Raw genomic sequence first — 14,303 nt, forward strand, 5'->3', positions numbered from 1 at the left:
CACAGCAAGGCGCCAACAACCGGGACGGGATGCAGTTGCAGACTGAATGGCCGGTTCAGCCACCAACACCTGGACGCGCGCACGATCAGGGGCACATCGTGCGGGTGACGTCCAGCTTTCGGGTCGCGCTGAGCTTGTCGGTCTGGAATTCAAGCGCCAGCGAACTTACTTTTGCGCACTGCGCCGCGCTGATGGGCGTGGTGTACGACCTTGCGCTGCCGGCCAGCAGGTAGCGATCGGCAAGCGTCAGTGCGTAGACCTCGTTGCCAGCGCTGTCAGTGCCCTTCAGGTTGATGCCCTGCACCAGTTGGTGCCGGTTGCCGGTGTTCCTGGCGGCAATCGTGACAACCCCCTTGGTCAGAATAAAGCTTTCGATGTCCAGGCTATCCCGGGGCTTGGGTGGCGTCACAAAGATCGGGGCGCCGAAGCGGATCAGCACATTGATCTGGGCGCCGCTTCCTTGCGGGGCCCTGGTGGTGCCCGGCAACTCCTCTATGAAAAGCCGGTAGGTTTTTTCCGCAGCCACAACCGCGGTCTTGGCGCCGACACGAATCAATCCCTCTTCGCCAGGCTCTATCGACAGGATTTTCGGGAAAAACACCAGGTCTTGCGTCTCGGCATACTGATCTTTGCCGGCTGCGTCCTGCGTCCACTCCATCGCCTGGAGTTGAAAGCTGAGTTTTTGTTTGTCCTCATTCTTCACGCCGATGACGCTGCTTCTCACACTGGCACCCAATTCGAGCCGTATCGGGTTAACCGAGAACTCGCCTGCCAGGACCGGGCCAGAGGCGAACAGCGCCCAGCACAGGGCCACAAGGGCGTCGATTCTGAAGGATTTTGTCATGAGTCAATGGGAGTGACCGCATGCCAGGCGGCGACGGAGGGGTCTATGGGCTGACCGAGATAATAACGGTATCCGCGTAAATTCCCGCAGGAGCGTTTGCGTAGTCGCTCCATAAAATCGAGCCATTGAAGGTGAACGGCACATAGTTGCCATTGCCGGGAGCGCCACTGCTTTGTGGCAGACCCACCAGGCTGTAGGCAATCAGGTTGCCAGTCCCGCTCCTCAGGTTCCGGTTGCCGTTGAAATTGAGCCCGTTGTCGCCAGAAATCATCATGGTCTGACCGTTGGCGCAGTCCCCGGCCGTGCTTGCACCCAGGACCGCCACCAGCACGTCGCTGCCGCTGCTCGGATTCAAGTTGCCGAAGCTCATGATCAAACCCTTTGTGCGAAAGGAACAGTTGTTGCCCACCGCGTAAACAGGCAGGGCCGCCCCCCACAGGGCAAGGCTAGCCACGATGCCGTTCAAAAGAAGTCGAAATTTCTTCACGGGGTAGTTCAAGGTGCTGTTTGCAGCGTCGCCATCATTCAACTTGATGGCCGGGCTTCACATCGGGCGCAGCGTTCGGCCAAATTCAGGGGGTGATATTCAGTGTCACGTTTTCGCTGTAGGCACCGGCGGCTGCGTTCTGGTACTGCGCTGCGGTGATAGTGCCGGTGACGACGAGAATAAGGTCTTGCCCTGGACCAAAGCCTTTACCGGCCTGGGTGCCGCCGCTGAAGGCCAGGGTGTAGCCCATGGTGTCGGCAAGGGTTGGGCCGGCCATGGTGCGGGTCGTGCCACCCGCGGCGGTCACGCCAAGCGATGAGGTATTTTTGGTGCACTTGTAATTCACGTTCACCGGCACGACCTTGTCGGCGGTCAGTGACGGATCCACAGTGCCGAAGGCCAGCGGCGTGCTGGTGGTGGAGAATTTGCAGAGTCCGCTTACATTGGCGGTGACCGCAAGGGTCTGGCTGTCGGCTGCGGCGGCGAGGCCTGCGGCACAAGTCAGCGTGGCAATGACGATGGCCTTCAGAGATGCTGAGAGATGTTTCATAAAATATCCTGGGTAACAAAAGAAAGTTGATGAAGCAAAGGAGTTGAGTGGACTGTAACCAAACCTTTCGATGAATCCAAGGACTACAAGTCGTGAAGAGGCCCAGAACTGGTAATTGTTCACGCAAGTCCGTTGAAATTATTGACTTTTCCCCCAGATACGAACTGTTGATAGTGAGGTGATGGCCTGTGTGGGCCATAAAACCGCCGCCGTTTTAGGACGCTCAACCGGCCAAACGTAACAATCAAGATACAAGTTAAAAGCTGACGCATGCAAAAACAAACCCTCTCCTTTCAAGCCGAAGTTGCACAGTTGCTCATGCTGGTCACCCACTCGCTCTACTCCAACCCTGAAATTTTCCTGCGTGAGCTGATCTCCAACGCCTCGGATGCCTGCGACAAGCTGCGCTTTGAGGCGCTGAACGATGCAGCCCGGTACGAAAACGACGCCGATCTGAAGGTGCGGGTGAGCTTTGACAAGGCGGCCCGAACCCTGACCATTGCCGACAACGGCATCGGCATGTCGCAGCAGGAGGCGATTGAGCACCTCGGCACGATTGCCAAGAGCGGCACGCGCGACTTCATGGCCAAACTGTCGGGCGACCAGAAAAACGATGCGCAGCTGATTGGCCAGTTCGGTGTCGGCTTTTATTCGGGCTTTATCGTCGCCGACAAGATCACCGTGGAAAGCCGCCGCGCCGGTTTGCCGGCGGCCCAGGGCGTGCGCTGGGTCAGCTCCGGCACCGGCGAGTTCGAGGTCAGCGACATCGAGCGTGCCGAACGCGGCACCGCCATCATCCTGCACCTGAAGGACGACGCGCTTGACTACCTGAACGCCTGGAAGCTCAAGGGCATCATCAACAAATACTCCGACCACATCTCGCTGCCGATCCTGATGCCCAAGGAAGAGTGGAAGGAAGGCGAGAACGACCAGCCCGGCGAGATGGTGGTTACCGGCGACTGGGAAACCGTCAACCAGGCCGCAGCCCTGTGGACCCGGCCGAAAAAAGACATCTCGCAAGAGCACTACGACGAGTTTTACAAGCAGATCAGCTACGACAGCGAGGCGCCGCTGGCGACCACGCACAACCGCGTGGAGGGTGCCACCGAATACACCCAGCTGCTGTTCATCCCTGGCAAGGCGCCGATGGACCTGTTCAACCGCGACAAGGCGGCGGGCGTGAAGCTCTACGTCAAGCGCGTTTTCATCATGGATGATGCACAGGCGTTGTTGCCCACTTATTTGCGGTTTGTCAAAGGTGTGGTGGACTCTTCCGACCTTCCGCTCAATGTGTCGCGCGAGCTGCTGCAGGAAAGCCGCGCCGTGAAAGCGATTCGCGAAGGCAATACCCGCCGCGTGCTGTCCATGATTGAAGACCTGGCCGCCCATGACGCCGAAAAGTTCAAAACCTTTTACCGCGAGTTCGGCGCCGTGCTCAAGGAAGGCCTGGGCGAGGACTTTGCCAGCCGCGAGCGTCTGGCCAAGCTGCTGCGCTTTGCCAGTTCGACCACCGACGCCACCAGCGTGAGCCTGGCCGACTACAAGGCCCGCATGAAGGACGGCCAGGACGCGATTTACTACATCACGGCCGACACGCTGGCTGCGGCCAAGAGCAGCCCGCAACTGGAAATCTTCCGCAAAAAAGGCATTGAAGTGCTGCTGATGGCCGACCGGGTCGATGAGTGGGCGCTGAATTACCTGCACGACTTTGACGGCACCCCGCTGCAGTCGGTCGCCAAGGGGGCGGTGGACCTGGGCAAGCTGCAGGACGAGGACGAGAAGCAGGCAGCGCAGGAAGCCGCTGAAGCCTTCAAGCCGCTGCTGGCCCGGCTGAAGGAGGCGCTCAAGGACAAGGCCGAAGACGTGCGGGTCACCACCCGGCTGGTCGACAGCCCGGCCTGCCTGGTGGTGCAGGACGATGGCATGAGCACGCAACTGGCGCGCATGCTGAAACAGGCCGGGCAGGCCGTGCCCGAAGTCAAGCCGGTGCTGGAGGTCAACGCCGAGCATCCGCTGGTCAAAAAGCTCGATGGCTCCGACCATTTTGAGGATCTGGCGCACATCCTGTTTGACCAGGCCCTGCTGGCCGAGGGCGGTCTGCCGGCCGATCCGGCGGCCTATGTGAAGCGGGTGAACGCCCTGCTGATCTGATCCGGCCCCATCAGGCGGCGGTGGCAGCCGGGGCCTGCCCCTGCACCCGGTAGGACTGCGGGTCGAAGCGGCGGGTGATCCGCCGGTACTCAAAGGTAAAGCCTGGCCACAGCGTGTTGTTTTTTCCGCTGGCGGCCAGGTACCAGCTCTTGCAGCCCGAATTCCAGACCGTGCCGGCCAGGCGTTGCTGGATGCCCAGGTTGTAGTCGCGCGTCACTTCGGGCCTGACCTCCACCGAGTGCAGGCCCTGCTCGCGGATGGCGCGAATCGCCGCCATCAGGTAGTTGACGTTGGACTCGATCATGTAAATCATCGAGTTGTGACCGAGGCCGGTGTTGGGCCCGGCGATCATGAAAAAGTTGGGAAAACCCGGCAGCGCCGTGCCCTTGTAGGCTTCAAGCCCGCCTTCTGCCGACTGGCTGAGCAGGCGGCCATTGCGGCCACGCACCTCAATGCTGCCCAGGCTGTGCTCCACATCAAAGCCGGTGCCCAGAATGATGGCATCCACCGCGCGCTCCTCGCCGCCGCGCGTCAGGATGCTGTGGGTTCGCACCTGCGCAATGCCGTCGGTGTACAGCGCCACGTTGGGCCGGGTCAGCGCCGGGTAGTAGCTGTTCATGATCAGGATGCGCTTGCAGCCCATGGTGTAGTCGGGGGTCAGCTTGCGGCGCAGTTCGGCGTTGTCCGGAATCTGCGCCGCGATGTGACGCAGCGCCTGGCGCTGGATCAGTTTCATCAGCGACGGCGCCTTGGCGAAGGCGATCAGGCGCATCTCATACTGCAGGTAGTTGATGCCCCGGTACAGCCATTGCAGCGGCTTGAGCTTGCCCAGCAGCCAGCGCTCGGCAGCGCTGACGGGCCGGTCCGGCCGCGGCAGGATCCAGGGCGCGGTGCGCTGGTAGACATCGAGCTGGGCCACCTTTTTCACAATCTCGGGGATGAACTGGATCGCACTGGCGCCGGTGCCAATCACCGCCACCCGCCTGCCGGCGAGGTCGTAGCCGTGGTCCCATTGCGCCGAGTGAAACAGCTTGCCCTCAAACTGCGCCAGCCCGTTCACCGCAGGAAGGGCCGGTCGCGACAGCGCCCCGGTCGCCGACACCAGCACCTTGGCCGTGAATTCGCCCTGGCCGGTGCGTACCCGCCACAGGCCCTGGCTTTCTTCAAACTCGGCGCCCAGCATGCCGGCGTTCAGGCGGATGTGCGGCAGCAGGCCGTGGTCAGCCACCAGTTGCTCGGTGTAGGCCAGCAGCTCCGGCTGGGTCGGGAAAGTGCGGCTCCAGTTGGCGTTTTGCGCGAAGGAAAAAGAATAGAGGTGGCTGGGCACATCGCAGGCTGCGCCGGGATAGGTGTTGACGCGCCAGGTGCCGCCGAACACCGGGTCCTTTTCAAGAATCACGAAATTGTCGATGCCGGCCTGCTTGAGCCGGATGCCCAGGCACAAGCCCGAAAAGCCGCTGCCGACAATGGCAACCTCAACATCGGCTGCGGCGCCTGACAGGGGACGCTCGGTGGACAGGGGGGTCATGGCCAGTCTCCGGAAAGTGCGGTGCTACCCGTGGCGCCGCGCAGTTGTCGGTCACCGTGTCCCATGCCCCTACTTATTGAGCTGCGGCATTTCCAGCCTGACGAGCGCGGGGCCGTCACGCGTGGCGGCCAAAGTGGCCTGGCGCGCTGTGGCCGACTGCAGGATCAGGCCCTCTTCGACGCTGCTGCCCACCCGGAAAGGCCTGGCGGGCTTGCCGTCCACCGCAATCAGTGCCGCCCCGCCACCGGGCGAGCCCGCCACTACGCCCTGAAGCGCAAAGCGGCTGGCCAGGCTGGCTTGCGGTGCCGCCGCCTGGGCCCTGGCGCCCAGCACGCGCGCCACGATCAACGGGTCAACCGCAGGCGCTGCAGCGGGGGCAGGCGGGGCGGCAACCAGGTTGCCGCCAGAAACCAGTTTCAGGCCCCAGTAGGTCATGCTGCCCGCCGCCAGCGTCCACACCGCCAGGGTGATGACCGGCAAGGCCCATCTGCTTTGTGAAACTGTCGCCATGCGCAGATTATGATGGAAGCCACACTGCCCAACCCGATGCCCGACATGACCTTTTTCAAAGTTTTCGCCCGCCGTAGCCGGCAAGCCGGCTTCACCCTGATCGAGCTCATGGTGGTGCTGGTCATCATTGGGGTGCTGGCCGCGCTGATCGTGCCCAATGTGCTGGACCGCGCCGACGACGCGCGCGTGATGGCCGCGCGTACCGATGTCAACAACCTGGTGCAGGCCCTGAAGCTTTACAAGCTGGACAACCAGCGCCTGCCCACCGCCGAGCAGGGCCTGCAGGCCTTGATCGCCAAACCCACCAGCGGCCCGATTCCGGCCAACTGGAAGCCTTACCTGGAAAAGCTGCCCAACGACCCCTGGGGCCGTCCCTACCAGTACCTCAATCCCGGCGTCAAAGGCGAGGTCGATGTGATGTCGCTGGGCGCCGACGGCCAGGCCGGGGGCGAGGGCAAGGACGCGGATATTGGCAGCTGGCAGTGATGTGGCCCCCACGCTTTTCACGTCGTGTAACTTGGTGCTCCCGGAAGATGCTGCATTGTTCCAGGGGCCACCCCGCAAAAAATGCCGTCTGTCCACTCTTTTTCCCCGCGTAACAGCGGCTTTACGCTGCTGGAGCTGCTGGTGGTGATCGCCATCATGGCGATGGCGACGGCCGGGGTCAGCCTGGCGATGCGGGACACCGGCCAGACCTCCCTGGAGCGCGAGGCCCAGCGGCTGGCGGTGCTGTTCGAGTCGGCGCGCGCGCAGTCACGCGCCAGTGGCGCGCCCGTCTACTGGCACACCACTGCCGGTGGTTTCCGTTTTGAGGGGCTGCCGGCCCAGGCCTTGCCCGACCGCTGGCTGGCCGAGGGCACCACGGTGCGCGGCAACGCGGCCGTGCAACTCGGGCCGGAGCCCATCATTGGCCCGCAGTCGGTGGATCTCGTCAGCAGCACAGCGGCGGCCGGTCAGCCGCTACGCGTCATGCGCGTTGCCACCGATGGCCTGCGGCCCTTTGCGGTGCAGGCGCTGGAGCCGCCATGAAACCCGTGCTGCGCCGGGTGTCGGGCTTCACGCTGATCGAGGTGCTGGTGGCGCTGGGCATCGTCGCCATTGCCCTGGTGGCCGGCTTGCAGGCCACCACGGCCCTGACCAACAACGCCTTGCGCCAGTCCGACCTGCTGCTGGCGCAACTGTGCGCGGAAAACGAGCTGATCAAGGTGCGCCTGTCACGGCAAATGCCTGGCGTTGGCGACAGCACGGCCGGCTGCGAACAGGCCGGGCGCAGCCTGCTGGTCACGCTGGTGGTGCGGCCCACACCCAATCCGCAATTCCGGCGCGTCGATGCCCGGGTCAGCGACGGCGACAAGCCGGTGCTGCAGCTGTCTACCGTGGTCACTCAATTTTGATGGCTGGCATGTCCGTCATGTCCATTGCGCACCCGCTCAGATCACTCACTTCCCGTCAGCGCGGCTTCACGCTGATCGAACTGCTGGTCGCCATCACCATCATGGCGTTGCTGGCCGTGCTGAGCTGGCGCGGCCTGGACGGCATGGCCAGGGCGCAGGCCCAGACCAGCCAGCGTGCCGACGAAGTGCTGACCCTGCAGGCCGGGCTGTCGCAATGGAAGGTCGATCTGGATGCCCTGACCCAGACGTCTCACATCAACAGCCTGGACTGGGATGGCCGCGTGCTGCGCCTGACGCGGCGCAGCGCCGCCCTGGGGGAGGGTTTGCTGGTGGTGGCCTGGACGCGTCGCGCCGATGGGCCAGGCCAGTGGCTGCGCTGGCAGTCGCCGGTGCTGCGCACGGTGGCGGACTGGAACGATGCCTGGAACCGCGCTTCGATGTGGGCGCAAAACGCCGGCGATGCAGAGAAACGGCGCGAGGTGGCGATCACGCCGCTGGCCGAATGGCAGATTTTCTATTTCAGAAGCAATGCCTGGACCAACCCGCTGTCGAGCAGCAACGGCGGCCCCGAGGCGGCGGCCGTGGCGGCAGCGGCGGCGGTCGGCAGTTCGCCCGTCCCCGACGGCATTCGCCTGATGCTGACCCTGCCGCCGGGGCAGGCGATCAGCGGCAAGCTGACCCTGGACTGGGTGCGGCCCACGCTGGGCGGGGACCGGTCATGAGGTGGCCCCCACGCTTGTCGCTTCGCGTGCCTGCGGCGCTGCGCTGCCCCATGCACAAGAAGAAGGGGCTGATTTTCCCTGGGGCGGCCCGGCGCAAAGATAACGGCCCCCACGCTCCCCCACTGCGTGTGGCTCGCTGCCCCCCGGGGTGGCTGATTTTCCTTGGGGCGGCCCGGCGGAAAATTTCACGCCCGTCCTCTCTGTCGTTGCGCGCGCGCGCGGCCCGTCGCACGGCCCGGCAATCGGGCGCGGCGCTGCTGGCGGCGATGCTGACCGTGACGCTGGTCGCCACCTTTGCCGCGGCGGCGCTGTGGCAGCAGTGGCGCAGCGTGGAAGTCGAGGCGGCCGAACGCGGCCGGGTCCAGTCGGCCTGGATGCTGACCGGCGCGCTCGACTGGTCGCGGCTGATTCTGCGCGAGGATGCCCGTGCCGGCGGCGCCGACTACCTGGCAGAGCCTTGGGCCGTGCCGCTGAACGAGGCGCGGCTGTCGAGCTTTCTGGCTGCTGACAAGAGTGCCGGCGCGCCGGACACCGAAGGCGGCACCGAAGCGTTCTTGTCGGGCCAGATCAGCGACTTGCAGGCGCGGCTCAATGTCCTCAACCTGATTGACGGCAACGCGATCTCGGAGCCGGCGCTGGCCAGTTTTGAACGCTTGTTCCTGCGCCTGGGGCTGCCGGTGCCGCCCGTCAAGGCACTGGCCGGCAGCTTGCTGGAGGCCTCGCAGAATGCCGGGCCCGCCGCCACGCCGTCCACGCCGCTGATGCCGCAGCGCGTCGAGCAGCTGGTCTGGCTGGGTCTGAGCCCCCAGGCATTGGCCGTGCTGGAACCCTACATCACGCTGCTGCCGCTGCGCACCCCGGTCAACCTCAACACCGCCAGCGCCGAAGTGATTTACGCCAGCACGCCCGGGCTGGAGATGGCCGATGCGCAAAAACTGGTGGCCGCCCGCGAGCGCAGCCACTTTCGCAACCTGTCGGAGGCAAGCCGGCAAATCGGCGCCACGGCCGAGCGCTTTGCCGACGGGCCGTTTTCGGTGACCTCCAGGTTTTTTGAGGTGCGGGGCCGTTTGCGGCTGGACCAGACCGTGGTGCAGGAGCGGTCCGTGCTGCAGCGCGAAGGCCTGGCGGTGCGCACGCTCTGGCGCGACCGTGGCGTGGTCACCGACTGGCCGGCCACCAGCGCCAAACCCTGAGCGGCCGCTCGCGTCCATCCGCTTGGGGTAAGGCTTGATGGCAAGGTTGTGTCAAAACGCTACCCTACAATGAATCGAGCGCCCGTTCATGAGCACATTAATCATTTTTTTTCCCACCACGCCGCCTGGCGCCACGCCGGGCTATCCCTATGCGCTCACGCCCGATGGCCGCACGCTGAGCGACCATGCCAGTGCGCCGCTGGCCTTGCTGCCCGCCGCGCCCAGGGGCGGCGAGGTGGTGGCCGTGGTGCCGGCCGCCTTGCTGTCCTGGCACAGCGTTGAACTGCCCAGGGGCGTGGGCACCGGCTCACCGCGCCTGCGGCCCATTCTGGACGGCCTGCTGGAAGACCGGCTGCTCGATGAGTCGGCGCAGCTTCATCTGGCGCTGGCGCCGGGCGCCGCCGCCGGTGGCCGCGCCTGGGTGGCGGCCTGTGACAAGGCCTGGCTGCGTGGGCATCTGCAGGCGCTGGAGGCCGCGCAACGCCCGGTTGCCCGCATCGTGCCGGAATTTGCGCCCGGCACCGGCCCCTTGCAGCTGCACGCCGTGGGCGAGGCCGATTCCGCGCAGCTGGTGGTGACCGGTGAGGGCGTGGGCGGCGTGCTGCGGATGCCGCTGGCCGCTGCCACCCTGACGCTGTTGCCGCCGCTCAGCACCGATGAAGAGCTGCTGGTGCAGGCCGAACCCGGTGTGGCAGCGCTGGCCGAAGAGCTGCTGCAGCGCAAGGTCAGCCTGCAAACCCGCCCCCAGCGCTGGCTCGATGTGGCCCGCTCGCCCTGGGATCTGGCGCAGTTTGACCTGGCCAGTTCGGGCCGCACCCGCACCTTCAAGCGGCTCTCAGTCGCGGCGCGTGAGTTGCTGCAGGCGCCCGGCTGGCGGCCCGCGCGCTGGGGTGCGGTGCTGCTGCTGCTGGCCAACCTGGCGGGCCTCAATGCCTGGGCCTGGAAGGTGCAATCGGCGCTGCAGACGCGGCGGGCCGCGGTGCAGGGCGCGCTGACGCAGACGTTTCCGCAGATCAAGCTGGTGGTGGACGCGCCGCTGCAGATGGAGCGCGAGGTCGCGCTGCTGCGGCAGGCCACCGGGGCCGCCTCGGGCCGGGACCTGGAAGCCATGCTGGCGGCGCTGGGCACCGCCCTGCCGGCCGAAATGGCCGCGGGCAGCATTGAATTTACCGGCGGCGAGGCCCGCATCAAAGGCCTTCAACTGGCAGCGCAGGACGCCGCCGGCGTCGCTGGCCAGCTCAAAAGCCTGGGCTACAGCGCGCGGCTGGACGGCGAGACCCTGCTGCTCAAGCAGGATCTGCCGCAACCCGAGGGGGCGCCATGAAAATCGCTGCCGCCCTGGCACCGTTGCAGGCCCACTGGCGCAGCCTGGGCCCGCGTGAGCAAACGCTGGTTCGCGCTGCCGCCCTGCTGGTGGGGCTGGCCCTGCTGTGGTGGGTGTTGATCGCGCCGGCGCTGGGCATACTGCGCCAGGCCGAGGCGCAGCAGCGCGGCCTGGATGCGCAATGGCAGCGGGTGCAAAGCCTGCAGGCCCAGGCGCAGGCCATGCAATCGCAGCCCAAAATGGGCCATGACGATTCCCTGCGCGCGCTGCAGGCCTCGGTCAAGCAGGGGCTGGGCGCCGGCGCGCAGCTCAATGTGGTGGGTGACCGCGCCACCGTCACGCTGCGCAACACGCCCGCCGACGCGCTGGCGCAATGGCTGGCGCAGGCTCGGGTCAACGCCCGCGCCATTCCCGGCGAGGCCCGCCTGGTGCGAAGCCAGGCCGACCCGGCCGCGTGGGATGGCACGCTGGTGCTCAGCCTGCCGCCCCAGTAAGCCCTCTCAAAACCGCCCACGCCATCCCAAGCCCCTCCATTCACCATGGCCCGCCCTCACGCTCTCTCGCACCGCCCCACCGCAGCGTCGGCCTGGCGCTGGGCCTTGCTGGGGGCGCTGCTCGGGCTGGGGCTGGCGCTGCTGCTGTATGCGCCTGCCAGCTGGCTGGCTGCCGCGCTGCACCGGGCCAGTTCGGGGCAGGTGCAACTGATCGAGGCACGCGGCACGGTCTGGACCGGTTCGGCGCGCCTGCTGTTCACCGGTGGCGCGGGCAGCCGCGACAGCGCGCTGCTGCCGGGGCATCTGGACTGGCAACTGCGGCCCGGCTGGCGGGCGCTCAACCTGCAGGTCAGCGCCGGCTGCTGCATGACAGCGCCGCTGCGCGGGCAACTGGCGCCGCGCTGGGGTGGGGCGGTGCTGCGGGTGGCTGACGGCGCTTCGCAATGGCCGGCCGGCATGCTGGCCGGGCTGGGCACGCCCTGGAACACGGTGCAGGCCGAGGGCAGCCTGCGCCTGGTGACGCAGGGCCTGTCGCTGGACTGGTTTGACGGGCGGCTGGCGCTGGCCGGGCGTGCCGAGCTCACGGCCCTGGCCCTGTCGTCGCGCCTGTCGACCCTCAAACCGATGGGCAGCTACCGGCTGGCGCTCACCGGCGGCAGCGCCCCGGCACTGGAACTGGCCACGCTCGAAGGCAGCCTTCAGCTCAGCGGCAGCGGCCGCTGGGTCGGCTCGCGCCTGCGTTTTGAAGGCGTGGCCAGTGCCAGCGCCGAACACGAAGCCGCGCTGGCCAATCTGCTCAACATCATCGGGCGCCGCAACGGCGCGCGCTCCATCATTACCCTGGGCTAAACAGCATGACCACCCCTCAGACACCAACTCCCACGGCGCCGCATCGGGTGGCGCTGCCCAGGTTTCGATTTGCTATTATTTCGATAGCTGCTTGCGCAGTGTTTGCGGGGGCTACACCGCTATTGAATGCCCAGAATGCGCGCCAGGCGCCGGCCGAGGGCAGCGGCGCGGCGCGCGGCGGCGGGCCGGTCACGCTCAATTTTGCCAATGCCGAAATCGACGCGGTGGCGCGCACCATGGCCGTCATCACCGGGCGCAATGTGGTGGTGGACCCGCGCGTCAAGGGCACGATGACGCTGGTGACCACCTCGCCGGTGTCGCCGGCGCAGGCGCTGCGCCTGTTTTCCACCCAGCTGCGCACCCAGGGCTTTGCGCTGGTCGAGTCGGCCGGCCTGTACCTGGTGGTGCCCGAGGCCGATGCCAAGCTGCAAAGCGGCACCGTGTCCACGCGCGCCGTGCCGTCGGCCAGCGGGCAGATCCTGACGCAGATTTTCCGGCTCAACCATGAGACCGCCAACAACCTGGTGCCGGTGCTGCGGCCGCTGATCAGCCCGAACAACACCATCAATGTGAACCCCGGCAACAACTCGCTGGTGATCACCGACTACGCCGACAACCTGCAGCGCATCGGCACCATCATTGCCGCACTCGATGTGGCCAATGCCACCGGCGTGGAAATCATCCGGCTGCAGCATGCCATCGCGACCGACCTGGCGCCGCTGGTGACGCGCCTGATCGACTCCGGCAGCCCCGGCGGCGCCGGCCAGGGCGACACCTCGTTCAAGACCACGCTGCTGGCCGAGCCGCGCAGCAACTCGCTGATTCTGCGCGCCGCCAACCCGGCGCGCCTGGCGCTGGTCCGGACGCTGGTGGAAAAGCTGGATCAGGCCGCCATTGGCGATGCGGGCGCCAATGGCGCGGCGGGCAACATCTATGTGGTCTACCTGAAAAACGCCGATGCCACCAAGCTGGCCTCCACCCTGCGGGCCGCGATGGCGGCCAATGCGGGCGGCGCCAGCAGCACCGGCGGCCTCACCGCGCTGGGCGCGGCCAGCCCGGCGGCGACCTTTTCGGCACCGGCCAGCGTCAGCGGCGGCGCCGCGGCCGCCAGCAGCAGCCTGACCACCAGCCTGGCCAGCGCGCAACCGTCCACCGGCGGGCAGATCCAGGCCGACCCCTCGACCAACTCGCTGATCATCACCGCGTCGGAGCCGCAATACCGCCAGCTGCGCGCCGTCATCGACAAACTCGATGCGCGCCGCGCCCAGGTGTTCGTGGAAAGCCTGATTGCCGAGGTCAATGCCGACAAGGCGGCCGAGTTTGGCATCCAGTTTCAGGGGCCTATCGGCAAAAAGGGCGATGGCAGCATCGGCCTGCTGGGCACCAACTTCAGCATAGGCGGTGCCAACCTCATCAGCCTGGCCACGCAGGGGGCGACCGGCAATGTGCTGCCCTCGACCGGTGTCAATTTTGGCGTCGCCAACCGCACCAACGGCGTCTATGTGCTGGGTTTTCTGGCGCGCTTCCTGGAGGCCAACGGCGACGGCAATATTCTGTCGACCCCTAACCTGCTGACGCTGGACAACGAGGAGGCGCGCATCGTCGTCGGCCAGAACGTGCCGTTTCTGACCGGCTCCTTCACCAATGCCGGCAGTGGCAACAACGGCTCGGTCAACCCGTTCCAGACGATTGAGCGCAAGGACGTCGGCCTGACCTTGCGCGTCAAGCCGCAGATCAGCGAGAACGGCACCGTCAAGCTGCAGATTTTCCAGGAGGTCAGCAGCGTGCAGGCCTCGTCCATCAATTCCAGCACCGGCCTGATCACCAACAAGCGCTCCATCGAGTCCAATGTGCTGGTCGAAGACGGCGCCATCGTGGTGCTGGGCGGCTTGCTGCAGGATGAATACTCGGGCAACCAGGAAAAAGTGCCGGGCCTGGGCGATATTCCGTTCTTCGGCAACCTGTTCAAGGCCGAGACCCGTTCGCGCAAGAAGACCAACCTGATGGTGTTCCTGCGGCCGGTGGTGGTGCGTGACGCCTCGGCCACTGAAAGCCTGTCGATGGACCGCTATGACCTGATGCGCAACGCACAGAAGGACGCCCAGCCCGCCTCCAGCGTGATGGTGCCGGTCAACGAGGCGCCCGTGATGCCGCCGCTGCGGCCTGGCCTGGCGCCGCTGACAAGCCTCCAGCCGCCGGTGTCGCCTGCCGCGCCCGCCGTGCCGACCTTCATTCCCGGCCAGTAAACCCGCCAGCA

At 66.1% G+C, this 14,303-nt stretch carries 15 protein-coding genes; 10 read left to right on the forward strand and 5 right to left on the reverse strand.

The features are described 5' to 3' along the window. Window positions 1-85: 85 nt before the first annotated feature. From RMO23_RS05515 to RMO23_RS05525, 3 genes are all read right to left on the reverse strand, one after another. Window positions 86-844 (reverse strand): fimbria/pilus periplasmic chaperone, encoded by a 759-nt coding sequence (locus RMO23_RS05515; protein WP_309679280.1) that lies wholly within the window; start codon window positions 842-844, stop codon window positions 86-88. 43 nt (window positions 845-887) lie between these two features. Then, window positions 888-1,343 carry a hypothetical protein gene (locus RMO23_RS05520; protein ID WP_309679282.1) on the reverse strand — a complete coding sequence of 152 codons (456 nt, stop codon included), beginning with the start codon at window positions 1,341-1,343 and terminating at the stop codon, window positions 888-890. Between the two features lie 73 nt (window positions 1,344-1,416). After that, entirely contained in the window at window positions 1,417-2,004 is a 588-nt protein-coding gene (locus tag RMO23_RS05525; RefSeq protein ID WP_309679284.1) for a spore coat protein U domain-containing protein, read from the reverse strand. A 147-nt stretch (window positions 2,005-2,151) separates the two neighbouring features. Here RMO23_RS05525 and htpG point away from each other — a divergent pair, with 147 nt between their 5' ends. Beyond that, window positions 2,152-4,032 (forward strand): molecular chaperone HtpG, encoded by a 1,881-nt coding sequence (htpG, locus tag RMO23_RS05530; protein WP_309679286.1) that lies wholly within the window; start codon window positions 2,152-2,154, stop codon window positions 4,030-4,032. 10 nt (window positions 4,033-4,042) lie between these two features. Here htpG and RMO23_RS05535 read toward each other — a convergent pair whose 3' ends face one another. Together RMO23_RS05535 and RMO23_RS05540 are read right to left on the reverse strand one after the other, a co-directional pair. Beyond that, window positions 4,043-5,560, reverse strand: a complete 1,518-nt coding sequence (locus tag RMO23_RS05535; RefSeq protein WP_309679288.1) for an NAD(P)/FAD-dependent oxidoreductase — start codon at window positions 5,558-5,560, stop codon at window positions 4,043-4,045. Window positions 5,561-5,629: 69 nt separating this feature from the next. Further along, entirely contained in the window at window positions 5,630-6,070 is a 441-nt protein-coding gene (locus RMO23_RS05540; RefSeq protein ID WP_309679290.1) for a type II secretion system protein N, read from the reverse strand. A 36-nt stretch (window positions 6,071-6,106) separates the two neighbouring features. On the opposite strand from RMO23_RS05540, the gene gspG reads away from it, so the two are divergent. From gspG to gspD, 9 genes are all read left to right on the forward strand, one after another. Beyond that, complete coding sequence (gene gspG / locus RMO23_RS05545) at window positions 6,107-6,556, forward strand: type II secretion system major pseudopilin GspG (protein ID WP_405041567.1); 450 nt, start codon at window positions 6,107-6,109, stop codon at window positions 6,554-6,556. Between the two features lie 81 nt (window positions 6,557-6,637). Beyond that, a complete protein-coding gene (locus tag RMO23_RS05550) occupies window positions 6,638-7,099 on the forward strand; it encodes a prepilin-type N-terminal cleavage/methylation domain-containing protein (protein WP_309679291.1) in 462 nt (153 codons plus the stop codon). Then, window positions 7,096-7,464 carry a type II secretion system minor pseudopilin GspI gene (gspI, locus tag RMO23_RS05555; protein WP_309679293.1) on the forward strand — a complete coding sequence of 123 codons (369 nt, stop codon included), beginning with the start codon at window positions 7,096-7,098 and terminating at the stop codon, window positions 7,462-7,464. Before RMO23_RS05550 ends, gspI begins: the two co-directional genes overlap by 4 nt. Window positions 7,465-7,472: 8 nt before the next feature. Further along, window positions 7,473-8,186 (forward strand): prepilin-type N-terminal cleavage/methylation domain-containing protein, encoded by a 714-nt coding sequence (locus tag RMO23_RS05560; RefSeq protein ID WP_309679295.1) that lies wholly within the window; start codon window positions 7,473-7,475, stop codon window positions 8,184-8,186. A gap of 206 nt (window positions 8,187-8,392) precedes the next feature. After that, on the forward strand, window positions 8,393-9,379 hold the full coding sequence (gspK, locus tag RMO23_RS05565; RefSeq protein ID WP_309679297.1) for a type II secretion system minor pseudopilin GspK: 987 nt from the start codon (window positions 8,393-8,395) through the stop codon (window positions 9,377-9,379). 88 nt (window positions 9,380-9,467) lie between these two features. Next, window positions 9,468-10,703, forward strand: a complete 1,236-nt coding sequence (gspL, locus tag RMO23_RS05570) for a type II secretion system protein GspL (RefSeq protein WP_309679299.1) — start codon at window positions 9,468-9,470, stop codon at window positions 10,701-10,703. Continuing rightward, window positions 10,700-11,197 carry a type II secretion system protein GspM gene (gene gspM / locus RMO23_RS05575; RefSeq protein ID WP_309679301.1) on the forward strand — a complete coding sequence of 166 codons (498 nt, stop codon included), beginning with the start codon at window positions 10,700-10,702 and terminating at the stop codon, window positions 11,195-11,197. Before gspL ends, gspM begins: the two co-directional genes overlap by 4 nt. Before the next feature lie 45 nt (window positions 11,198-11,242). Then, a complete protein-coding gene (gene gspN, locus RMO23_RS05580; protein ID WP_309679303.1) occupies window positions 11,243-12,046 on the forward strand; it encodes a type II secretion system protein N in 804 nt (267 codons plus the stop codon). Window positions 12,047-12,051: 5 nt separating this feature from the next. Continuing rightward, window positions 12,052-14,292 (forward strand): type II secretion system secretin GspD, encoded by a 2,241-nt coding sequence (gene gspD, locus RMO23_RS05585; protein ID WP_309679305.1) that lies wholly within the window; start codon window positions 12,052-12,054, stop codon window positions 14,290-14,292. Window positions 14,293-14,303: the final 11 nt, after the last annotated feature.

The organism is Polaromonas sp., assembly GCF_031411155.1.
Classification (GTDB): domain Bacteria; phylum Pseudomonadota; class Gammaproteobacteria; order Burkholderiales; family Burkholderiaceae_C; genus Polaromonas.

Bases quoted from the DNA above. Each gene is read 5' to 3' on its own strand.
- RMO23_RS05515 (WP_309679280.1), bottom strand. From the start codon at position 844: ATGACAAAATCCTTCAGAATCGACGCCCTTGTGGCCCTGTGCTGGGCG.
- htpG (WP_309679286.1), top strand. From the start codon at position 2,152: ATGCAAAAACAAACCCTCTCCTTTCAAGCCGAAGTTGCACAGTTGCTC.
- RMO23_RS05535 (WP_309679288.1), bottom strand. From the start codon at position 5,560: ATGACCCCCCTGTCCACCGAGCGTCCCCTGTCAGGCGCCGCAGCCGAT.
- RMO23_RS05540 (WP_309679290.1), bottom strand. From the start codon at position 6,070: ATGGCGACAGTTTCACAAAGCAGATGGGCCTTGCCGGTCATCACCCTG.
- gspG (WP_405041567.1), top strand. From the start codon at position 6,107: ATGCCCGACATGACCTTTTTCAAAGTTTTCGCCCGCCGTAGCCGGCAA.
- RMO23_RS05550 (WP_309679291.1), top strand. From the start codon at position 6,638: ATGCCGTCTGTCCACTCTTTTTCCCCGCGTAACAGCGGCTTTACGCTG.
- gspI (WP_309679293.1), top strand. From the start codon at position 7,096: ATGAAACCCGTGCTGCGCCGGGTGTCGGGCTTCACGCTGATCGAGGTG.
- RMO23_RS05560 (WP_309679295.1), top strand. From the start codon at position 7,473: ATGTCCGTCATGTCCATTGCGCACCCGCTCAGATCACTCACTTCCCGT.
- gspL (WP_309679299.1), top strand. From the start codon at position 9,468: ATGAGCACATTAATCATTTTTTTTCCCACCACGCCGCCTGGCGCCACG.
- gspM (WP_309679301.1), top strand. From the start codon at position 10,700: ATGAAAATCGCTGCCGCCCTGGCACCGTTGCAGGCCCACTGGCGCAGC.
- gspN (WP_309679303.1), top strand. From the start codon at position 11,243: ATGGCCCGCCCTCACGCTCTCTCGCACCGCCCCACCGCAGCGTCGGCC.
- gspD (WP_309679305.1), top strand. From the start codon at position 12,052: ATGACCACCCCTCAGACACCAACTCCCACGGCGCCGCATCGGGTGGCG.